Annotated in this window: 12 protein-coding genes; 6 read left to right on the top strand and 6 right to left on the bottom strand. The window is 59.2% G+C overall.

Features of this window, described 5'->3' with window-relative positions; all coding sequences use genetic code 11:
• Positions 1-13 precede the first annotated feature (13 nt).
• From NG895_RS00280 to NG895_RS00260, 5 genes are all read left to right on the top strand, one after another.
• Positions 14-547 (top strand): sigma-70 family RNA polymerase sigma factor, encoded by a 534-nt coding sequence (locus NG895_RS00280; RefSeq protein WP_252850432.1) that lies wholly within the window; start codon positions 14-16, stop codon positions 545-547.
• Positions 544-2,376 (top strand): LamG-like jellyroll fold domain-containing protein, encoded by a 1,833-nt coding sequence (locus NG895_RS00275; RefSeq protein WP_252850431.1) that lies wholly within the window; start codon positions 544-546, stop codon positions 2,374-2,376. Before NG895_RS00280 ends, NG895_RS00275 begins: the two co-directional genes overlap by 4 nt.
• 50 nt (positions 2,377-2,426) lie before the next feature.
• A complete protein-coding gene (locus NG895_RS00270; RefSeq protein ID WP_252850430.1) occupies positions 2,427-3,500 on the top strand; it encodes a DUF1559 domain-containing protein in 1,074 nt (357 codons plus the stop codon).
• Positions 3,501-3,816: 316 nt separating this feature from the next.
• On the top strand, positions 3,817-8,781 hold the full coding sequence (locus NG895_RS00265; RefSeq protein ID WP_252850429.1) for a LamG-like jellyroll fold domain-containing protein: 4,965 nt from the start codon (positions 3,817-3,819) through the stop codon (positions 8,779-8,781).
• A 188-nt stretch (positions 8,782-8,969) separates the two neighbouring features.
• Positions 8,970-10,295 (top strand): PIG-L deacetylase family protein, encoded by a 1,326-nt coding sequence (locus NG895_RS00260; protein ID WP_252850428.1) that lies wholly within the window; start codon positions 8,970-8,972, stop codon positions 10,293-10,295.
• 34 nt (positions 10,296-10,329) lie between these two features.
• On the opposite strand, the gene NG895_RS00255 is transcribed toward NG895_RS00260, so the two are convergent.
• On the bottom strand, positions 10,330-13,344 hold the full coding sequence (locus tag NG895_RS00255) for an alpha-amylase family glycosyl hydrolase (RefSeq protein ID WP_252850427.1): 3,015 nt from the start codon (positions 13,342-13,344) through the stop codon (positions 10,330-10,332).
• 752 nt (positions 13,345-14,096) lie between these two features.
• Between NG895_RS00255 and NG895_RS00250 the strand changes: the two genes are divergently transcribed.
• A complete protein-coding gene (locus NG895_RS00250) occupies positions 14,097-14,795 on the top strand; it encodes a helix-turn-helix domain-containing protein (protein WP_252850426.1) in 699 nt (232 codons plus the stop codon).
• A gap of 90 nt (positions 14,796-14,885) precedes the next feature.
• On the opposite strand, the gene NG895_RS00245 is transcribed toward NG895_RS00250, so the two are convergent.
• From NG895_RS00245 to NG895_RS00225, 5 genes are all read right to left on the bottom strand, one after another.
• Entirely contained in the window at positions 14,886-19,082 is a 4,197-nt protein-coding gene (locus NG895_RS00245) for a beta strand repeat-containing protein (RefSeq protein WP_252850425.1), read from the bottom strand.
• A gap of 278 nt (positions 19,083-19,360) precedes the next feature.
• Positions 19,361-19,777 carry a PaaI family thioesterase gene (locus tag NG895_RS00240; protein ID WP_252850424.1) on the bottom strand — a complete coding sequence of 139 codons (417 nt, stop codon included), beginning with the start codon at positions 19,775-19,777 and terminating at the stop codon, positions 19,361-19,363.
• A 279-nt stretch (positions 19,778-20,056) separates the two neighbouring features.
• The gene (locus NG895_RS00235) at positions 20,057-21,244 is read right to left on the bottom strand and encodes an NAD(P)/FAD-dependent oxidoreductase (RefSeq protein WP_252850423.1); all 1,188 of its coding nucleotides are present in this window, start codon (positions 21,242-21,244) and stop codon (positions 20,057-20,059) included.
• Positions 21,241-21,981: a helical membrane plugin domain-containing protein gene (locus NG895_RS00230; RefSeq protein ID WP_252850422.1), complete on the bottom strand. Its 741-nt coding sequence runs from the start codon at positions 21,979-21,981 to the stop codon at positions 21,241-21,243. The genes NG895_RS00235 and NG895_RS00230 overlap by 4 nt, the downstream gene beginning before the upstream one ends.
• Before the next feature lie 54 nt (positions 21,982-22,035).
• Positions 22,036-23,475 (bottom strand): MBL fold metallo-hydrolase, encoded by a 1,440-nt coding sequence (locus NG895_RS00225; protein ID WP_252850421.1) that lies wholly within the window; start codon positions 23,473-23,475, stop codon positions 22,036-22,038.
• Positions 23,476-23,501 lie beyond the last annotated feature (26 nt).

The raw sequence follows: 23,501 nt of genomic DNA, 5'->3' as shown, positions 1-23,501 counted from the left end.
AAGGCGGGGTGCTATGCGCGAGTTAAACGTTTTGTGGACCCAGTCGCATGGGGCCGTGCTGAGCTACATTCGCTCGATCGTGGTCGACTTTCATCGGGCCGATGATGTCTTGCAGGAAACTGCAGCTACGGTCGCTGAGAAGTTTGACGAATACGATCGCACTCTTCCTTTCGCTCCCTGGGCCTTGGGGATTGCCAAGTTCAAAGTGCTGGAGTACCTCCGCTCCTCTTCACGTGATCGTTTGGTGTTCAGTGAGGAAGTGGCCGAGTCGATTGCTGGTGCCTTCAGCGAATTGCAGATCAAGGCAAGCGATACCGAGATTGCCCTGGAGCAGTGCGTATCGCGTGTGCGTGGCCGGCCGCGCAAGCTGTTGGAAATGCGGTACCTGCGGCAGACTTCCGTCGAAGACGTGGCGCAAGCCACGGGAATGACGTCTACCGCCGTGCGGGTGGCTCTGCATCGGATCCGCAAGTCACTGCTGCAGTGCCTGCAGGATCAGTTGCCTGGCCTGTATGGTGGCAATCACCTGCCGAGGGGGAGGCAATGACGTTGGACCCCCGGCTACCACAGAAACCTGCCGATCAGTGGCTGCGGCTGATCAATGCCTATCTGGATGAGTCGATCCTGAAGGAGGAGTTCGAATTGCTCTCTGAGTGGATCGCCGCATCGCCGGACAACGCCATGTGGTTTGCGCGAGTCGCCTCGCTGCATAGTGGGCTTCGGACGACTTTGCAGCAGCAAGACTTGCGTGAATTCTTGGCCGCGAAGGACAGCGATGGAAGCTTGGAGCTGACCGTGGACCCGCAGAACATCCAAGAGATGTTGGTTGAGTTCGACGAAGCGGAGCGGCGACGCGAAGAAATCGAAGCTACTCAACGAGCCAAGCAGATCGCGGCCGAGGCAGCGGCCAAGCGGATGGAGCAGTTGGAACAGGAGCGACTCGATCGTCCCCACCGGCCTCAACCGATCGAGATTCCCCGCAGCGCCTTATGGGCAGCCATCGCAGTTGGCGTCGCCTTTGTCTTCCTCGCTGTCGATGCGCTCATGCTGCAGCAAGAGCAGCAGGCGGATATGACGCAAGTTGCCCCACCGGTAGAGACTCGACCGGCGGAGACCTTTGCGTCGGTCTCCGATTCGGTCGCCGCGGTGTGGGCCAGGAATGCCAAGCCGATTGGTCCCGGTGGACGCTTGCCGGCTGGCCGTTTGAATCTGATTGAAGGCGCCGTAGAGTTGACGTTCGACGATGGTGCGCAGGTGGTCTTGGAAGCTCCGGTTGAAGTCGAACTGGTGTCGGCCAGTCGCCTGTGGTTGCAACGAGGAAAAATGGTGGCCAAGGTGCCTGAAGAGGCAATTGGCTTCACCGTATCGACCGCGGCGGGATCCATTGTCGATCTGGGAACCGAGTTTGGAGTGGGCGTGACCGACACCGGCGACACCCAAGTGCAGGTGATGCAAGGCGTCGTTGCCCTGGCGGCAAAGAGTAGTGGTGAAAACGTGCCGCGATTGACCCTCACCGAAGGGCAGGCTCGATATATACAAGCAGAAGGCAGTCAGATCAGCAAGCTCGAATTCGACGAGCAGGCTTACCTTCGCAATGTGCCCTCGTCGCCCTATGAGTTGGCGGTCATGCGAGACAGGCCATTTGCCTACTGGAGGTTCGATGGCACGGGCAATGCCGTCGAGAGCATCGGTCGAGTGGAGTCAAACTCCCCGCTTGGATCGGGGGTCTCCCTGGTTGGTTTGGCCGGCCAAGCCCTGGTGGGGAGTGCGGCGGCCGAGTTTTCGGGTGCACACGACGGAATTATGTTGTCGGATCTGGCCTCTGAGTCGCTGAAACGCGACTTCACGCTCGAAGCTTGGGTCAAGCCAACCGAAATTCCAGAGTCCACCGGGGCCATGCGTATTCTTTCGAACTTCTATAGTTCAGCGGGCATACGTTGTGGCTGGGGATTTGGCGTGGCCGACGAGCGTTTTGTCGGTGCCCAGATACCGCGTCGCGTCCTGCTCTTCACGATGCATGGTGTTTACGACTCCATCTCGACGCAGACGATGACCTTCGGCGAGTGGACCCATCTGGCGGTGACGGTGGACTCGCGGGCTCAGCCGGCAATGTACATCAACGGGTCAGAGGTCATCGAGTTTTGTCGGGATTGGAAGACCAACAAGGACAGTTACAAACCGATCCCCAAGAACGCCAACTACACTGATGTCGATGTGACGAGCAAGAACCCGTTCCTGATTGGCAGGCACCCACCCATAGCGAACGAGGGAAATCCCCCCGAAGCATGGCACGGATCGATTGACGAGTTGGCTGTATTCACGAGAGTGCTCACTCCGGCGGAGATATTGGAGCACTACCAGGCGAGTAGGAAGTAACGTAACGGACTAGTTTTCTAGGTCAGGCGCAGGTGAAGCTTAGGAGAGATATGACGGACTACTCCCCCCCCCATTGTCACAAGCAGAACTTCCAAACCAGCCAGCTGGCAAGTAAGGCAAAGTCGGCTTTTACCCTGGTGGAACTACTGGTGGTGATTGCCATCATTGGCATTCTCGTCGCCCTGTTGCTGCCGGCGGTGCAGTCTGCTCGCGAAGCAGCTCGCCGCTCAAGCTGCCAGAACAACCTGAAGCAACTTGGGCTGGCGTTGCACAATTATGAGAGCGCCCACAAGCGTTTCCCGGCAGGGCAGGCCATGGGATTCGGCGTGAATGGCAACCAGGGCTGTTTGGGAACGCTACCAATGATTCTGCCATTCATTGAAGAATCGAACCTGCAGGACGCTTTGGATTTTTCCAAAGGTTCCTACGACCAACCCAACTACACGGTAACGGCAACCCAGCCGGAGATTATCGTGTGTCCCTCCGAACAGCGACAAGTCAACCTGGAAGCGGGCTGGACGAATTACCACGCCAATGCAGGTAGCTGGTCGGCGATTGCCGGTTGGGATGGCGTTTTCGGACCGATTATCGAAGAGGCGGGACATCGACCGCTGCAAGGTATCAAGCTCGCCAGGATCCTGGACGGCACATCCAACACCGTGGCTCTGTCCGAAGTGCGCAATGGCAAGGCTTCCGAACTCAGTGGAAGCGACCAGAAGGACGAGTTGACCGATTGCTTCGACTTCGGATCGGCTCCGTCGGGGAATAATCTTGCCACCGTTCGTGCAGCGTTTATGAACAAGGACTGGCGCAACGCCAGCATCCCCACCTACGCGGGTGACTTCTGGCGATTGCGGGGCCATCCCTGGTCGGAAGGGACCATGTGGCGTACCTGGTACAACCACTTGCTACCACCGGGATCGGTCTGTTGGAGGACGGACAATGAATGGTGGGAACTGGTGAGTCCCGCCTCGAGCTACCACCGCGGCGTCATTAACTCCGTGATGTGCGACGGCAGCGTGCAGTCGGTCTCGGAGGATATCGATCCCGATGTCTGGACGAACCTGGGCACGCGAGATGGCTTGCCCGAGTTTCGCTCCGCTGGTGGTGGAGGACGCGGTTAGGCGAGTCGCCGAAACGGCGTCCTGGGACTTTCATTACGTACCCAACCACCGGACTGAGATTATATGGTTCGCTATTTCCGATTGCTGCTTACCCCGGCCTTTAGCTTGTCGTTGAAGGTGGCAGCAACACGAACTTGAACACGTTTGCGGTGCGGGCCAGGTGTGGTCTGTTCCGCATGGCGCGACGCACGCGCAGGTTACCCATCAGGCGATTCTGACTTCATTAGTTTTTGCTCAACCTGCACGACCAGATTGTAGACAGAACTTTCAACATTAGCTGCCCAATACTACAGGCCCTACTTAAGAGGTAAGACCAATGATTCGCATCCTGTCCTTCGCCTGTGCCACCGCCTTGGTGGCGGCCGCCATCCCGCAAAGCAAGGCCGTGCTGCTGGCCCACTACGAATTCGATTCAGGTTCGATACTAGGGCTCGACTCCGCTGGCGGTAATAACAACGGTGTCCAAACGGGAGGCGACTCGTCTTACTCCACCTCTTCTCGGCTGGGTTCAGGGGCTCTCTCGTTGGATGGTACAGGTACGGGGCTCCGCTTGGATAACTCGGCGGACTTTCAGAACCTGACGACATTCACGATCGCTGCCTTTGTGCGTCCCGATCTCAACAGTGCCACCTGGGGCGGCGGTTCTGTGCCGGTAGGTCGAGTCTTCGGATCGGTTGGTGCGGATGCCCCGGGGGGGACCCAATTCGGCGACGGCAACGGCTACGGATTCGGTGTCTACAACTACGGCTCCGAAGGGGGGCTGCGATATACGAGTTTCTTGGTAGCCGACTTTGACATGACGGCCGCAAGCCTGCCCAATCCTCTGGAAAACAACGAGTGGGCTCATGTAGCCGTCGTGGTGACCGAAGGTACCCCCGCGACCGCCGAGTTCTATCTCAATGGGGTCAGCGTCGGTTCCCTCGAAGGGGGCAATCCGAATCCAACGACTGATCCCTTCCACGTTGGCGCATCGGGCGGTGGCAATACCGATTCATTCGCGGGGCTGATGGACGATGTGCGGGTGTATGACGAAGCACTCGACGCTTCGGCAATTGCCGCGTTGGCCAGTCCCGGCGGCAGCGGACAGCAGGGGCTGTTCTTCTCGATCGACCGCGACCTTGGTTCCGTGACCTTGACCAACGACAGCGCCTTCAGCGCCGAAGTGCGGGGCTATTCACTTACCTCCGACTCTTCGCGGTTTGATTCGTCGTCGTGGCTTTCGATCGCCGATAACTACGACCAGGGCAACGGCGGATCTTCCATCGATCCGGATGACGAATGGCTGGAATTCAGTGCCGGCGCGTCCGATCTGAGCGAAGGTACACAGGGCGAGGTGGTCTTGTCGGGAAGCCAGGTGCTCGACCTGGGAACGGCCTGGCGCAAGGGGGCCATCGAGGATGTCGTGGCCGAGGTGTTGCTCGCCGATGGTACGTCCCTGCAAGTGCCTGTTCAGTACACCGGCAACGGAGGCGTAGCTTGGCAGCAGGGTGACCTCGATTTCGACAATGATATCGACCTGGATGACTACTCCATCTACAACGCCGGACTGTTTACCACCGGAATCGATCCAGAGCTCTCCGATTCCTACCTGATGGGAGACCTGGACGGTGATCAGGACAACGATTTCTTCGACTTCCTGCTGTTCAAGAATGCCTACGTGGCCGCGGGCGGGAATCCAGCCGCGTTGACGTTTGGCGCAGCTGTGCCCGAGCCCTCGACCACTGCCTTGCTGGCGGTTGCGGTCCTGGGAATGGTTGGACTTAGGAAATGGAATCGCATCTTCACCTCTGCTCTGGCGGTGGTTGTCCTAGCGGCGGCTTCGGCTAGTTCGCAGGCGGCCCTCTTGCCAGTTTTCGAGTACAGTTTTCCTGCCAGCTACGATGGCAGTGGCCCGGAAAGCACGGTTAGCGACACATCGGCAGCTGGGAACCATGCCGTAATCGATGCTGGTAACGGTACCGCGGCACTGGTGGATGATCGCCCTGCAGGATTCGATGCCTCGTTGATGTCGATTACAGGATCGAATGGAGCCCATGGTGCTACCGAAGCGATCGACCTGTTGGAAAACAGCGTAATCGACGATTACGACGGCTTCATGATGGATGTATGGATGAAGTGGGAAGGGGTTTACACAGATACTCGTAAGATGATCGACTACGCCGGTACGGAGTTTATTCGTACTTCCGGTGGAGAGGTGCAGTTCGGCTTGAGCAATAGCGCCACGGTGCTTGGCTATCCCATCAACGCCAATGAGTGGTATCACGTTCAAGGTGCGTTCATCACCAAGAACCACCAGACCGACATCGACGGCAACTTGGTCGGCAATGCCTATCTGCTGGTAAATGGAGAGGTAGTGGACCATGCCGTGGGAGTAACGAAGACGTCGTTCGGCGACAGCCTGGATCGTCCGATTGGCATCAATCGTTGGGCCGGCGGCGGTGGCGACTGGAACCAAGGTTGGATCTTCGAGCCCGCAGTCTACTTGGGAAATGCTGAGGTACCCGAACCCTCCAGCATCGCACTGGTGGGGGTGGCGGCCCTTGGCCTGTTGCTTCACACGCGGCGACGCGTTGGGCGACTGCTCATGGGAGTAGCTGCGGCAGCGACGCTGTACGTCGCTTCCGGTAATGCGGCCTTGGCCGATTTCACCCCCGTGTTCGAGTACAGCTTCCCCGCCAGCTACAACAACACCGGGCCGGAAAGTGCCATTACCGACTTGTCGTCGGCGGGCAATAATGCGGCGCTTGATGCCGGGACAAACACCGCGGCGTTGATAGACGACCGTCCAGCAGGGTTCGACTCGTCGCAGATGTCGCTCACCGGTGCCAACGGCGGACACGGAGATACTGACGCGATCGACCTGCTGGAGAACTCCATTGTCGATGACCACGGAGGTTACATGATGGACGTTTGGATGCAGTGGGAGGGAACCTACACGAACGGCCGAAAGTTAATCGACTATGCCGGTACGGAGTTCATCTACACGCAGGGCGGCGATACTGAAGCCGGCACCACGCCCGTATATCTTCGCGTGAGCAATACGCTTCTCAGCCACACGATCAATGCCAACGAGTGGTACCACGTCCAAGGCGTGTTCGACAGTGGCAGCAACCAGACTGATGCCAATGGCGACCTGCTGGGGGACGCGTACCTGTACGTGAATGGTGAGTTGGTCGATTCGGCATTCGGGGTGACCAAGACTTCCTTTGGCGATAGCCTCGACCGACCTATCGGCATCAACCGATGGGGTGGTGGCGGTGGCGAATGGAACCAAGGTTTGATCTTCAATCCGTCCGTCTACCTAGGTAAGGCAGAAGAACCGATGCGGCTGACGATCGATGCCTCGACAGGCGAGACTGCGATCGCGCATTTGCCGAACGATCTGTTGCCTGATGGCCGCGAGATCGACTTCTATCAAATCTCCAGTGCTAGTGGAGCCTTGACCACCGAAACGTGGGAAAGCCTTGCCGACAGCGGTCAAGGTGGCAGCAGTCCGGCCGACTACAACGGTGACGGCAATGTCGACATTGCCGACTACACCGTGTGGCGAAACACCCTCGGTAGCACGGGGGCCGGACTGGCCGCCGATGGTAATGGTGACCAAGTTGTCGATGCCGCTGACTACGAATTCTGGAAAGGTAACTTTGGCACCGTAGGTGCTTCTGGTTGGGCCGAGGCAGGAGTCTTGTCGAGTTCGCTCGTGGGCGAATCGTATCTCACTGGCTCTACGTTGTTCGACAACGGCACCTCCATTAGCCTTGGCGACTTGTGGAATGAGGGCAGTTCGGCAGATCCCACCACCGACCTAGTCTTCCAGTACCACGTGGTGGGTGAGTCCGGGTTGCGAACCGGGGCGATTGAACTGGTGGGCGGATCCCTGCAAGCGGGGACGAGCGTGCCCGAGCCATCGTCGCTGTTGCTGCTCGGCGTAACGGCCGTAGGGCTGCTGGTCTCCCGCCGCCGGGTCGCCGCGAGTCGTCGCGCCGTTCGGCACTCGCTGGTAGCCATACTGTCATGCGTAGCGGCTGTTGTTGCCGCCCCGCTGGTATCGGCATCGTCGACCAACGACCGATTCTATCCGTTTGGCGAAAGCTCGGGCGATGGCGGAGCCAACGGGGTGTACGTGGTCGATAGCAACTTCCAGGCTACCTTCGACGACGAGTACGAAAGTGGCAACCTGACGGGTACCGCCCATGACCTGTTGCCGTTCGAATACAACGGCACGGAGGCGATTCAAGCTCCCGGCGGGGCTGGGCCTCAGTTCACCAGCGTGGCGGGTCGCCCACTCGCGGCTGGATCTCCCATCGGAGTGCGTTTCGATGGCCAGAACGACTTGCTGATCGGTGCGCGGCTGGGACTTCCTCAGTCGTCCGCTTCCAGTCTCACGGGCGATACAACTCCGCCCACGCAAGGAAGCGCCGGCACTGGCCCGTTTGACTACAGCGGGATTACCCGACGCGGTTTCCAGTTGTGGGTGAATCCGGACGAATCGAACGCGGTGTTTGGCACCGCCCAACAAACCGTGGTGCTCGATTCGAGTCAGCACGGTGTGTTAATCAGCGACACCGGCACCTGGATGTTGTCGTACAACGCCACGAACGTCGATTCGGGTGTGGCAGTGAAGGGCAATTCGGTTGACAACGGCTGGTCGCATGTGATGGTGGTCAGCCCCAACGATGGTGCCTTTGTGGGCAGCATTCTGTACGTCGATGGACTGGCCGTGGCGGCCGAGTCCGGAGGGTATATCAACAGCGACTTTCCATTAGTGATCGGAGCGAGCAATGGAGTCTTCGACCCTACGGTAGAAGCTCCCAATCCCGTGTATTCTGGTGGAACCTCCAACTACTTCGCGGGAACGATCGACGAGATGAGCATGTTCGTTTTGGGAACGAGCATCGGTGGTGTTGACTACGGCACTTTCGATCTCGCCACCGACAACGAATTCGTTGCCGACGCTTTGACCGGCTTTGGTCCTGCCGACCTTAATGGTGATGGCCTCACCACGAATGCGGATGTGACTGCATTCATTGGCCAATGGGGCAGCACCAATCTGGTGAACAACCTGCAAGTGGGAGACTTGGCCACTCGCATGACCGGCGACTTTAACATCGATGGGACAGTCGATCTCGACGACTGGCAAATTCTCACCGAAAACTACACGGGCTCCGCGGCGCTGAATCTCGGTGCCTTGCTCGCCGGACAACCTGTCCCCGAGCCTTCGTCGCTGATGTTGTTGGCCCTGGTGGGAGTCGTGGTCTGTGGCCATCGGCTTCGACGGTAGTTCGCCAACACGTCCCATTCCATAGTATCGACAGCGGCATTCTCGAAGGATTGCCGGATGACGGTGCGCGAATTGTTCGAATGAACGAGCGCGCGCGGGCCATCCGAGGCATCCTCCCTGAGCGCGGGGGACGAGCAAAGAGGGCAGCCTTTGCTCGCTCCCGCCATTTTTTCGGATACAGAGCAGAGATGACAAGGCTACTTGCAGCGTTCTATTTGGCCGTGATCGTATCATTTTCGATGCAGGCTGTCGGCGACACCCTCGACTGGAATCCCACACCCGACAAGGTCGATGTGCTAGTGATCTCGACGCACCCTGACGACGAGGGCATCTTCATGGGCAGCGTCCTCCCGTACATGACCCAGGTGCGGCAAGTGGAAGCTCTACACATCTCCATGACCAGCGGCGACTGGTTGGCCGAGAACGGTGCACCCGACTGGCGACGCGAGCAGGAGATGCGGGCGGCGGATTGGGTCTATGGATTCCGCAACGAGCCATTGTTCCCCCGCTTTCGCGATGCACCCACCAACACGATGGACGAGACTTGGGACTACTGGGCAGATGGTGTTCTGGATGGAGACGACATCGAAGAAGGGAAGAACGCGGCCACAACTTACATTGCCGAACAGATTCGCCGCTTTCAGCCAGAGGTGTTGGTCGTGTCCGACTTGGATGGTGAGTATGGGCACAACAACCATCGCGCGACGTCGCTGTCGGCGGTCAGCGGCTACGAAATGGCGATGAACCCTCTGGTCGACGTGGCCGGGCTCGACGCCTGGCAGCCAAAAAAGTACTACATTCATCAATCGCAAGCCAACGGCCTGGGCACTCCCGGATACGATTTTGTAAACTGGTTGTTTCACGACTACACCGAAGTGGTCTCGATCGACACCGACAATGACGGTATTCTCGACGCGACGCCTCGACAGGTGGCCGACTTGGGATTGGACGAGCACGTTTCGCAGGGCAGCCCCGATGTCTCGACCGTGTTCCGCACCGGAGAGAACTATGATGGCCACCACACCGAATGGTGGGGTTTGTATCGCTCGACGGTTGGACCGGACACGTTGCAGAATTTTGAGATTGCCGGTCAATCCTACTCCGACTGGGCGCTCGGCGACTTCTTCGAGAATGTGTTCGAGCCGCCGGTATTCTCCGCAGATATCAACCAGGACGGAATAGTAATTGGCGATGGAACCGGCCCGTGGGAGACGGATGACATCACCGCTTTCATCGCTGGCTGGGGAACCGGGGGGCACACCACGAACCTGGACAGATTGATGAACGGCGATATCAATCTCGACGGCCGAACCACGTTGGCAGATTGGCAATTGCTGGTCGACTCTCTCAACGAGACACAAGGATCAAGCCTGGCGGATGGAGTGAGCCTGCAGGCACTGCTCGAAGGTCAGGCGACCGAGGTGCCGGAGCCAGCAACGAGCACGCTGGTTGTTGCAGCATTGGCAGCGTGTGGGCTGCGGTATCGGACTCGAAAAAGAGCTGCCACACGTTGAGACGTTCGATCCACATGCTGCCCGGTGCGAGTAGTTAAACCTTTTCCAATACGACCGCACCGTAGTCTGGAATGTTCAGGGCGTGGCCGCCGTGCAACCGAGCGTGACGGCCACCGTTGGTGTGTTCCCCTTCGTCTTCCGAGTGAACGGCGAACGCCGGCCAGGTGGAGTTGAACAACTCGCGGTACTCGCCCCATGGCAGATGCAGCGACGCCAGGCTCTTGTGTCCGGACCAGCCGCCGAAGTTCAGCACGACGAAAAAATCGCCGTTCTGGCCACGGGTAAAGGCGAGCATCTGTTCGGCGGCAAATCGCACCTCCAGCGGGGCAGGGCCCTTGATCGACGGGTTGCGGCGCAGCCAACCCAGTTCGCGCCACCAGCCACGGATGCGCTGGCGGTCCGGATCAGTCAGGTACAGATCGATGTCTAGTTGCTCGTCGCTGCCAAACTGAAACTGCTTGTGCTCGCCCGACTCGGCTCCCATGAAGTACAGCGGAATCCCTCTGGAAAGCAACGTGGCCGCCGCGGCCACTTTCGACATCCGCAAGCCTTGTCCGTAACCCGCAACGTGCGAGATCCGGTCCGGCACGTTGCCCACTTCGTCGTGACTCTCCGGATAGCTGACTACGTTGTACCACTGATGGCATTGCCGGTGAGTCAGTTGCATGGCGTTTGCCAGGCGGGGCATGACGCCGAACTGGCGACGGCAGGCGTCCACCAACCGATCGTGGAAGTCGTCGCCCCACTGCGAATCCATCGGCCCGCCATAGTTGGTGATGCTCCACTCGTTGGGTAGGTGCTCGGCCATGAGGGGGCAGTTGCCCGGTACCTGATGTTGCACGGCATGGCGAAGTCCATGCAGGAACTCCCAGCCGCCACCGGAGCCGAGTTTCCGGACCGAGCCACTCCATGGATCCCAGGCCGCGGAGTGGACGATGGTGGCCGTGTGGTCCAACCGAAACGCATCGATACGATACTCGTTCGCCAGGTACACCAGGTTCTGAGCGAAGAAATGCAAGCACTGCGGGTGATCGAAGTTTACCAGTGCGCCCCATTGCGTATCGCCATCGAAGAAGCTGTCGCGGGCTACTTCCCACAGGATGTTGTCGCCACCGGCATGGTTGAAGACGACATCCAGTATCACTGCCAGACCGTACTCGTGGGCCACTCGAACCAAGTGTTTTAGGTCGTCTGGCCCATCCGGCCCACAGTAGTCGCCTTCCACTGCGTAGAAGTAGGCGGGGTCGTATCCCCAGGAATTCTTGCTGCTGACCTCGTTGATGGGCAGCAACTGGATGGCCGTGACTCCCAATTGCTTGAAGTAAGCGGCTTGGTCGGCGATCTCCTGGGCGACCCGCCGCAGCGGGCGCTCGTGCTGAAAGCGATTGGTGAAGCGAGTGGGGTGCAATTGGTAGATGATGTAGTGATCCGTGCTGGGCCGCTGCCACGACGCGTTTCCCCAGTCGAAGCGTTGATGGTTGACCAACCGCGATGCTCCTTCGATCGACGACTTCTCCACCCAACCAGCCCCCGGGTCCTGGCGAGCATCAACCTGATTTAGCAGCAGTTGATACTTGATGCCATGGTAGTCGGCTGCACCTGCAACGCCGGCCAGCACATCGGCGACGGGCACGCTCGCCCACCAGTAGGTGCCGTCGCGAGTGATTCTCATTTGCACAGGATGATCCCGCCAGTTGGTCCACTCTCCGATCAGGCTCATGTCCGCGGCGTGCGACGAATGCACCACGAACCTCAATTTGCCTGCCTCTTCATAGGCGCCGGGTCGGAGGATGCGGAACGGTGGATCCTGTACCAGGTCGTTGGGAGGGGCTTCCGGCAGCAGCGGCGGACGCTCGAGAACCACGTAGCGGTGAAGGGGAGAGTCTGCCTCCTGCACGCATGCGACATGGCGGAGGTTCTCCCAGACTCCGTGTTCGTCATGAAATTTGATAGAAGTATTAACTTTCGGGTAGACATGCAGGGAGACCTTTCCGGCGTTATCGACCGGCACATCGTCCAGCATGGGGCCACGAGCTCGGTTGATCCACACGTGGGCGAACCTGCTTTCCCCAAGGTCGCTGAGGTCGGTATTGGCTATCGTCAGGTCCAATCGCGCATTGGGCGTCGGCTCGGCGGAGAACAAAGCTCGATCCCCCTCGAGGGTCCACCATTCTTGATCATCGTCGACCACCAGATGGGTGCGTTTGGCCTCTTCGTGCTCCCACTCGACGTCGTAGCCGGGGTTGCGAATCAGGCAACCATACGGAAGGTGCGAATAGATGTCGGCTTTGAATGTAGTCCAGCCGGCTATGGTATTGCCTGGCAGATCGGCGACAAACTCGCCATTTTGTGCCCACAGGTGCAATACGGGCGGCATGTCTATCCATTGACGGACGTGCATCGTCAGAGTGCGTTTGACGGGTTGGGTCGTCGTGACCGCTGAATCGCCGCTATGCGTCCACACCTCGGCGCCGTCGCTGCTGACCCACCACCGATTGGCGCTGTTCGGTTCGAACTCTGTGAAATCCTCGCCCTTCTTGCGGATGAACTTGAAGTTGAAGAATGATTTTTCATCGTCCGATAGTGTGATGTCGAAGTAGGGACCGAGGGCATCCTCGCCGGTTTGTGATTCGCGTCGGGCGACCCCCAGGGCTGGATCCCAAATGTACATTTCGGCGGGGCGAAATCTCGTCTGAGAAATCAGGTGCACTCGGACACTGGCTTCCGATCTCAAGCGAGGATCGGTGAGTGTGATGCGCGGTGCCCCCGAAACAAACCAGACATCGGGCGGGAACTCGCCGGAAGGCAGTCGGGGCAGCTCTCGGTTGAATGTCCCATCCTCCCAGTCAACAAAGGTATCCTTGTCGGTGAAGGAGAAGAGCATGAATCGCACCGGATTCTCGATCGAGGCGTTCAGATTGTCGCACTCGAACTTCACCCACCCCGGTCCGAGGTTCTTGGGAACCAGGTAACGCTTCAGCGCGGTCCCCTCGCGCCAGACATGCAAACCTGGACGCTTGCGATTAGTGTAGACATAGAAGTCTGGCATCGACTTTCCCCCGTCGCCTGTCGATGAGAAACCACGCGCCAGTCTTGCGGCGGGCGTGGCGCGGTCGCATTATACTCCGCCAATCGAGCTTGTCACGCCATGCCATTGGAAAACGACTCTCGCTCAATAGCACCACGGGCAAGTCGTGACCGCCAACGGCCAAAGTTGCTAAGGCGGGCTGCCCTCAGGCGGCCTGCGTCGAAAAGAAAAACAGACATCTCGAGGTCGAGCGAACACGCGATTCGGCAGCCGTTTCTGGCCGCTCACCCGAGCGGGGGGGCGTGTGTCAGGGGCGTGATTTAAATTCGGTGCCGGCGACGTCCCCGTACTCTGGAGGCGTCGCTCGCAGAGTGCCGCCGGCACCGAGTTTGATATTTCCGTGGAAGGGTTGGATGGGTCGCGTGATAACCACCGTAGAGAACTTGCAACGCGATCCAAACGCGAAGCTCACTGGGTTGGTATCGAGGAGTTTTGGCCGATAAACGGAGGACGCCTAAGGCCTGCGTGGGCTCGAAATGCGGAAAATGTCGGAATTTCCGCCGCACTCGGGGCCGGTCGATATCTGCTGACTGACATTGGCCGATTCGCCAATGGCGAATCTTCTTCAGTCTAATGTCGCGACCCTGCGGTGAACACGCACGCGACACGCACGTTGACCTTTCGCCCGAAGAAAACTAGGCTTGAACAGGTATCTAGGGTGGAACATTTAGGAATTGTCACGATTCCTGCCAGCATTAACATGGGATGACTCTATGCCCTGGCAAGAACCGCCACAACAAAAAGCGTACGCCTGCAATGGCGAGCTAGTTGCATTTCTTCGACAAAAACGAGGTTGGACACAGCGAGAACTAGCTCAGGAATCGGGCTACAGCGAAAGGCTTGTTTCCAAGGCTGAGGCCAGCCAGTCCATTTCGGCCAGTACGGTGGCCGACCTGGCGGATACGCTAGCCACGCCGAGAGAGCCCGTGCACCCTGAAGACCTGATTTGTGATCCGGTTACATTGGCCAAGGCCTACATCGCGGCCGAGTACGAGCATCCGGGCAACAACGTCGAAAAGATCCGTCATTTTCTCGACGAGGATTTGGTCACTCGACTGAACGGCGACCCTGAGGTGATTCCATTTGCTGGCGAGCACTACGGCATCGACGGCCTTGAGCGAGCGTACAGTATCTTCTTTTCCATCATCGAGCCCCCGGCGAACCACGACTGGCGGCCCTGGTACAAGTTCGCCTGCCATGGCAACGAAGTGATCGTGTGGGGGCAAAACTGGATGGGGCCAATCGGGCAGCCCCTTACCCAGCCAATGCAATTGGTCCACCGGTTCGTGTTCCAACGCGGCAAGCTAGTCCTAAGCGAGGTGCTATTCGACGCCGCGCAGGGTGCTGAGTATCTCCGCCAGGCCGGGCTGCTCGACGAAGCAGGTAAGTTGCTCAGCAACCAGAATCAGTAGGCTCCGCGAATGCCAACAGAACAGCGACTTTGTGCAGCACGCTAGGGCAGGGCACCCAACAAGAAACGCTCTGTTAGCCAAACGTCAATTTCATTCTTTGGCTCGCCAATACGTGCCTCCCACGAGCGTCATGGCCAGCGCGAATCCCAGCAGCGTGTTGGGTTCTGGCACGGCGGTTTGATCGCCAACTGAAGAAGAGGCCGTGTTGCCAAAGTTCGACCGCCAGAGGTTGTAGTCGGCAGCGTCGACGGTGCCGCTGCGATCGCCATCGGCGGCGAGGGCCGTGCCGGCGGCTCCCAGGGTGTTGCGCCACACCGTGTAGTCGGCGATATCGACGAAGCCATCCGCGTTGTAATCGCCAGCGAGGGCCGGAACGACTGCCAGGATCACTTCGTTGGGGTTATAGAACACGTCCATCGCCAGCAGCGGACCAAGATCGGGCAGTAATGCATTGGAGAATTCGCCGGTCAGCCCACCCGTAGAGGCGAGTATCGTGAATGTCTCCGTTAATGCAGGCGCATACTCTTCAACTAGTTGGACTTCGAGGGTACCGGCGATGGTCGTCGGGCCGTCGATAACCAGTTGGTCGTGCTCGGGATTCATCGCATTCGAATTGTCATCGCCGGCAATGGCAACGGCGAGCGTTGCATCGGCGGCCTGATCATAGGACCCCTCGATCGATAGAACCCCAATCGAATCACCGGGTGCGACGACACCGGACTGATTGTGAACCTCGCCGCTGACAGTGCCCGAGCCGTTGAGCGTGCTGCTATTGCCCAGCCATAGCTCGCCGCCAACGGCAACCGAACCATTTGCTTTCACGCTAAGCGTGGCGCTGCCGCTGCCGAGGACCAGGTCTTGGTCGACCTGCAATGTTCCGGTATCGCTAATGGTGAGTTGCCCGATCGAGCCCGACTCGGGCGCAACGAGCACGCGGTTGGTGACGAGCTGGCCATTGCTGACTGTAAGCGAGGCTTCGTCGCCGGAACTTTCTGCGACAATCAGCGAGTCGGCTGCGTGCAAGCCGGCAACCTCGTACGTAAATCCACCAAGATCGAAAGTCACACGGTCCGTCTTGATCGCGGCGCTATCGGTTGCCACGTTGGCACCGAACAGCACCACATACCCTGCGATGCTGTCGAGGTCCCAGACGGCGGCATCGGATCGAATCGGGGTCACGCCATCGCTCCAGTTGCCTTCCACCTGGAAGTCGCCACCCCCGCTATTGTCCCAATGGAAATCAAGCGGTACAAGCTGCACGTAGCCATCGTCGTAAGGAATGCGCAATTCGCCCGGACCGAATAAGCTGTTCAGATGCACTTGTTGCCCTTGGATTGGGTCCCACGCATACACGTTCAGTCCGTTGAGCACCAACGCGGAGCCATTGAGTATTTTTAGGCCGGTCGGTCCGCCGAGGCCGTAGAGGTAGAGCGCCTCGGCCTCACCGCCGATGCCCCGGTTGCCGTTGTCGATGGCGTCGATCAATTCGACAGAGTTGCGTTCCGTGGCGGTTCCGATGACGAGCTGCGCCGTTCCAAAATTACCGCTGGTTGCACCGCCCACACCGCTGTCGAGGCCGGCGACTTCCATCTCTTGCACGCCGGATCCTTCAAACCGCAAAACGCCCGCGTCGAACGCAATGTTGCCTTCGTCGATCTGCTCGAAGCGATAATCGCCCTGCAGGATCAATACCCCTCCATTGCTCACGCTGAGCGTACTGTCAGGGTCGATCAGCACGTCGCCGTGGGCGATGAAGCGACTATCGGAATCGGTGACCAAGATATTTACCGAGTCGCCGGACGAGACGGAGCCGACCTCGATGCGTCCGCCCGACTCGACATGGAAATCGATCAGACTGGCCGATTGCAGTGCTCCCAGGTCGATCCGACTATTGCTTTCGGCGACGAAACGCAGGCGGTCGTTGCTGGAAGCATTGGCCACGCTGGACAAGTCGATCGTCGCCTGGTCGGCCGCTCGTACCGTAAGCGGGTCGTCGAACGAGGTGTTCTCGGTCACCACCAAACTACTGAGCGAGGACAAATCGAGCACCGAGCCGGTGCCGGTTGCCTGCATGATGGTTTGCTCGCCACTGAAGTTGCCGGTGTAACCAGTTGCAGTCGCGGCATCGAATACGCCACCTGCCTCGACGAAGAACCGCGACCCGTCGATGTTGATCAGCTTGGCGGTCTGGATCGAGTTGGACGCGGTGAACGTCGCCAGGCTGTCCGTCAGGCTGGTCAGATTGGTCGCAAGCAGGGCACCGCCATCGGAAACATCGAGGGTGGAACCACTGACCGCGGCAAGCAGTGGCGCATCGACCGTTGCGCCGGTGGCAACCAAAAACTGTGAACTGGCGGCCGTCTCCAGCGAAGGAAGCTCGAACGTGGCCACATCAACATCGAATCGCACTCGACTGGTGCTGATCAGCGAGCTGAGATCGATTTGCCCACTCGACGCTATCTCGAAAACCAGCAGGTCGCTGCTCACTGCCGACTCGATTGACGAGAGATCGATGATCCCGTCGTTGATAGCTCGGGCGTACAATGGGTCTTCGAACGAGGTCGTTTCATTTGCCTCGAAACTGGTCAGCGAGGAAAGGTCCAGCCGACTGCCGGCTCCGTCTGCTTGAAACAGCGTTTGTGATCCGTTGGAGAAATTGCCCGTGTACGAAGTGGCCGTGACTTCGCCAAACACCTTTCCTCCTTCGACGAAAAATCGCGCGTTATCGATATGCGAGAGTTGGCGGGTCGTAAAGGTGAAATCTGGTGAGATGGTCGCCGTACTGCCTGCGAAGTCGGTTACCAGTGGCGCGTTGAACGTGGCATTCGTTTCGGCGGTAAACGTGGTGTTGTTCAGGTGCGTCAGCGAAGGGGCGTTGAGCGTCGCGTCGGCGGACAGCGTGATGTTGCCGCCGTCCTGTTGCAAGAGCATCGGCAGGTCGAGCGTGGCCGCGGGGCCCACTTCGTAGCGAGTGTTGGCTGCGGTTGCGAGTACTGGAGTGGTGTAGGTAGTCACGTCGATGTCAAACAGCACTCGCTGCGTGGAGGTCAACGCGCTCAGGTCGATGTGGCCTGAAGTTTGAATCTCCAGTTCCAGCAGGTCATTGGCCTGAATCGACGTAACGTTCGACAGGTCGATGAGCCCTCCGTCCGCGGCGCGGACGGTTATGACGTCTTCGAACGAAGTATTCTCATTTACGGTCAGACTGGTAAGTGACGAGAGGTCTAGGTCGCTGCCTGGTCCATTGGAATCCAGCATTGTTTGGGCACCTGAGAAGTTGCCTGTGTAGCTGGTGGCCGTGACCTGATCGAATACCGCACCGGCTTGTAGAAAGAAACGCGAACTGTCGATGTTCACCAGTCCGTCCGTCGTAAAGGTGCGAGTAGGTGTGAGGGTAATCGTGCTGGATTGGAAGCTGCTGAGGTTTGGTGTGTCCAATGCGGCGCCATCGGCCAGGGTTACCGTGGAATTCGACATGCTGCTGAGTTGCGGAGCACTGAGCGTGGTACCGGAAGCTGCGTCGAAGATGGTGTTCGTGGAGCTGCCCAATGCCGGAAGGCTGTAAATTGCTTTGTCGATTTGGAATCGCACGCCCGAAGTGCTGAGTAGCGAAGGCAGGTCGATGTTGCCGCCCGTGGCAACCACAAAGTCGAGGCGGTCGCTGCTGGTGGCCGACTCGACGGCCGACAGGTCGATAACGCCTCCGTTGGTGGCGCGTATCGTGAGCGGATCGGTGAACGACGTCGACTCGTCCACGATCAACGCGTCCATGGTGTTGAGCATAATGACGGAGCCGACACCGTCGGCGTCGAAGATGACTTGGGTGCCGGTGTAAGTCGCCGAGAAAGTGGGGGCCGCAACGTGGATGGTTCCGCCACCGCTGGCCATCAGGTGTGGTGTGCCAGTGAATGACGAACTTAACGCGGCGGCCGTCAGGCTACCGTCCGCTGCGTTGATTGTTCCAGCCAGGCTCGCGGTGCCGAGCACCTCGAGTGCCAGGCTGGGTGAACCCATTACGAGCGTGCTTCCATCGGCCAGGGCAAGGCTGTCCACCTGATTGCCAGTGCCTGTGACGTCGTAGTTGATTGTCGCGCCCGCGGGGATGACGACGTTGTACGTGTTAGACAGGTCGTTAATGGGCGCCAGGGCCGTGTCCCAATTGTCCGCGTTGGAGTAGCTGTTGTCGCCGCCGGCGCCGGTCCAGGTCGCGGTCAGTTGCGCTGTGGCACTCGCTGCAGCGAAGAAGAATGCCAATAGCACCAACAGTGTGTTCAATGATCGTACCATGCGCTCTGAGTCGACTGGCCCAGACATCTTCCACCTCCTACTGGAAAAGAGAACCCAGAAGTTCGGGCAGCGACACATAGACTCTCCGCCACCAAAACACTCGCATCGGTGTGCGCGGTCATTGTTGCACAAGGGGCTAGATAATTCCAGCAACGACTACATGTTGGGCGCCGTCGATTGCAGCGGTCCTGGACAAGCTTGCTGGAGCCGTAGCATGTCGGTGCAGTACCAGTCTTATTGCGAATCCGACCGGCGGACTGTTTGAAACAGAGGTGATGCTAAGCGGCAGGGCGTTCGATGAACTTACCCTCCGCCTTGGCTTTTAGTTGCCCCTCTTGGGTCAGTTCGGCATTGAGCAAGTAGTACGGCGGTCGGTTCTCGACAATCCACGCTCGTATCGTGGCCCTGCTTGCGGTCGCGACTGGATGTCGAAACTTCACTCGAAGCTCGCCCGTGACGGCAACGTGCCCCTGGGCGAACAAGCAGTTTGTCATGGCGCCGTCCAATAGCCCGCTGATGACACCTCCGTGCAGCATGTTTGCATAGCCTTGGAATGCTTCATCACAATCGAACGATGCCGAGACCTCATGTGGATTGGTGACGCGAAACTGTAGCTTCAACCCATGCTCATGAGAATCACCACACACCACGCAATCACCATGATGCAGTGAGCGGAGTTGGTTGAGAGTATCCATTGCGAGTTCCGCTCCATTCGTGGCGACAACGAACCACCTGGTCGTGGTTGATGTTGCTTTCGTCCCAGGCCTCTGGCACTCCCTTCAGCTTACACGTACTAAATGGAGGCATGTCGCCGCAAGCATGTCACACCGCAGCACTGTTGTGGACACGGCAGTGGGGACTGCGAGTGGACACTATTCATTGTGTTCATACTGGCGCCACGATCAAGTGCGGCTGGCTCGCTGGCCAACGGTAGAACCCGAAATCCCGAAGTCGCCGTTGGTGTTGCCAGCCGCTTATGCGCGGCCCTTGAGCATGCCATGCCAGTACAGGGCGGGGAGACCGTACTCTTTGAGCAGCATCATGCTGAACCGTTCTTCCGACTGGTCGAATGGGAAGGTCTCTTGCGGCTGCTTGTCGTAGTCGAACTCTGCCAGCACCATACTGTTGTAACCCGTTACCAGCGGGCAGGAGGTGTAGCCGTCGTAGCTGGCGCGGAGCGGCTCGCCGTCGATGGCGGCCAGCAGGTTGGCCACGAGTGTGGGCGCCTGCTTGCGAATGGCGGCCGCCGTCTTCGACGTCGGCAGGCTGGAAGCATCGCCTAGTCCGAAGACGTTGGGGTATCGTGTGTGCTGCAACGTGTGCTTGTCGACATCGACCCAACCCGACTCGTCGCCCAGGGGGCTGTTAGCGACGAAGTCGGGTGGGCCCATGGGGGGCGTGACGTGCAGCATGTCGTAGTCGATGACAACGCGCTCGTCGCCACCCACCTGCTGCAGCACGGCTTGACGCTGTTCGCCTCGCACTTCCTTTAATTCCATGCTGTATCGCACGTCGATCTCTTTTCGCTCAACCACTTGGAGTAACGTTTGGGCGTAACGGGGGGAGTCGAAAATGACATTCTTGGCGATGCTGAAGACGATGTTACAGCGGTCGCGAATACCGGCGCGGCGGAAATAATCTTCAGCCAGGTAGCAGATCTTCTGCGGTGCGCCGCCGCACTTCACGGCACCCACCGGATGTGTGAACAAGGCGGTACCACCTTGGAAGTTGCGGATGTTGTCCCAGGTCGACTGAACGGTCTCGAACGAATAGTTGCTGCAGACGCCGTTGTTACCGATCGATTCGCGCAGGCCGGGAATGGCGTCCCAGTTTATTTGCAACCCCGGTGCGACGACCAGGAAGTCGTAACTCACCTGACTGCCACCATGAATACGCAGCAGGTTGTTTTCGGGGTCGAACGACTCGACCGCATCTTGTAGCCATTGGGCCCCGACAGGGATGACATCCTCTTCGTTGCGGCGCGAGTTCTCGCGGGGGAAGATGCCGCCGCCGGCCAGAGTCCACATCGGCTGGTAGTAGTGGTACGTCGCCGGATCGATGACCGCAATGTCGACGTCCGGTAGCGCCCGCAGCAGCCGCGATGTGACGGAGATGCCCGCGGCCCCTCCGCCGACGACGACGATGTGATGGTGTGTGCTCATCGAGAATCCTCACTTTCCGTGGAGCCGCAGCAGGATTGGCCGACCAAGTCGCCAAACGCTTGGGAGAATTGAATAGCGAACGCCAGCGACTGTTGGGTTCGTGGGTTGGACAACGCCCGTAGTCCGGACAACAGACCCGCTTTTTGTGGCCGATCGGACTGGTGAGTGGCCTGCTGGGTCTGTGCCAGTGCGGTGGCGGCGTTAGCCACGACAGCCAGGGCGTTGGGATCGAGCATGTCGGACCGTAGTAGCGTGCCAAGCCGTTCGAGTTCCTGCTCGCTGATCCGCTCGCCGAGCCAGACCGCTGCGCGAATTCCGCGCCGCACCGCCTCGATCAGATCGACACCTTGCTCGCTATAAGACTGCGCCCAGTCGTCTACGACGTCGGTGAACATGGCGAGCGCGTCGGGTGCAGTGTCGACTAGCGACAGCAGGTACTCGAGTTGTGGCGCACGTTCAGCCAGATTGTTGAGAGCTGCCAACGCTTCGGGGCGGGTAAGCCGTTCGACGAGCGCCATGGCCTGGGCGATACGCCGATCGGTGTCGCCGCAGCGTTGGGCTTGTTCGTCGGCTACGTCGACCGAAATAGCCGCAATCGACTCCAGCGACTGCTGCACATGGTCGAGCTTCAGTAGCCGGGCATTGAGTTCGTCCAACTGCTCGGAAAGTCGCGCGACGTCGCGAGCCGACGGCGGCAGACAAGCGGCGTCGCTGGGATTGGTTGCGAGATCGTTCATGGCGACAGGCCTTGTATGAAGAAACGCCGCCCCCGCAGGGGGGGCGGCCAATGATTACACCGACGCACATGCGACGGAGTCGCAAGCGCCGTTGGGGAGATCGACTGGCAAACCAGCCTCGCTCCAGGCGCCGAAACCGCCGGCCATGTTGATGACTTCCAGCCCGGCGTTTTGCAGTACGCTGGTGGCGATGGCCGACCGTCGGCCGCTCTGGCACTGGGCCACCACCGGCTTGCTGCGATCGATACCCGCCAGGTTGTCAGGCAGCTTGCCCAGGAAGCGATGCTCGGCCTGCGGAATGTGCCCGGTGTTCCATTCACCCTGTCCGCGAACGTCCAGCAGGCTGACTTTACCCGAAGCGATGCGATCGGCCAGCTGCTCGGGGGTCGCGTTGGGGTAAGTTTGCCCCATGGCGCCTGCCGCGGTGAGATCCTTCGGCGCGAAGACTCCTTTCACGTGGTCGACGCCAATCTTGTTTAGCACCCGCACGGCCTCGGGCAACTGATCGTTGCCAGCGATGAGATAAACCGGCTTGTCGTAGTCGACCAACCAACCTGCCCAACTGGCCAGCATGCCCGCGGGAATGTTCAGCGTCCCCGCTGCGTGCCCCTCAGCGTACTGACTCGGTTCTGACAGGTCGACCACCGTGCCGTCCTTGAGGGCGGCGTCCAGCAAGTCGGCTTCCACGTGCGGTGGCAGCGGTTGGTCACCCAGCACAGTAGGACCTTCCTTGTTCACGCGTTTCATCACGGCAAAGTACTTTGGCGCCTCGGGCTGGTCGGCCAGGATGTACTTTACGAACTCTTCTTCGTCGTCGAATTGCAGTGCCGGGTTAAAGAGCTTCTCGTAGCCGACCGTCGACGACGGAATGGCCCCCAGTCCCTTGCCGCATGCGCTGCCCGCACCATGGGCCGGCCACATCTGCATGTGGTCGGGAAGTTCGCGGAACTTCTGAGCCGAGTGGAACAACTGATGGGCTCCCATCTCGGCCGTGCCTTTCATGCCGGCAGCTTCCTCCAGGAGGTCGGGCCGCCCGATGGAGCCGACGAACACGAAGTCGCCTGTAAAAATGCCCATCGGCTTATCTGCACCACCGCCATGGTCGGTGAGAACGAACGAAATGCTCTCGGGCGTGTGCCCCGGTGTGTGCATGACCTGCAGTTCGATCTTGCCCAACTGGAAGCGGTCGCCATCCTTGCACAAGTGATGGTCGTACTTCGCGACGTACCCGTACTTCCAGTCGTCGGGTCCTTCGTCCGAGACGTACAGCTTCGCGCCCACTCGGTCGGCCAACTCGCGTGCACCGGAGACATAGTCGGCATGGATGTGCGTCTCTGCCACGGCGGCAATCTCCATGCCTTCCCGCTTCGCCGCGCCCAGGTACTGATCGATGTCTCGTCCAGGGTCGACAATCAAGGCCTTCTTGGCTCGTTGGCATCCCACCATGTAGGAAGCGTGGGCCAGCGTGCGATCGTAGAAGTAACGAAGTAACATGACTTAACTCCTTTGGCCTGGTATGG

Source organism: Aeoliella straminimaris (genome assembly GCF_024054565.1).
Classification (GTDB): domain Bacteria; phylum Planctomycetota; class Planctomycetia; order Pirellulales; family Lacipirellulaceae; genus Aeoliella; species Aeoliella straminimaris.
This window is presented reverse-complemented; position numbering and strand designations above follow the sequence as displayed.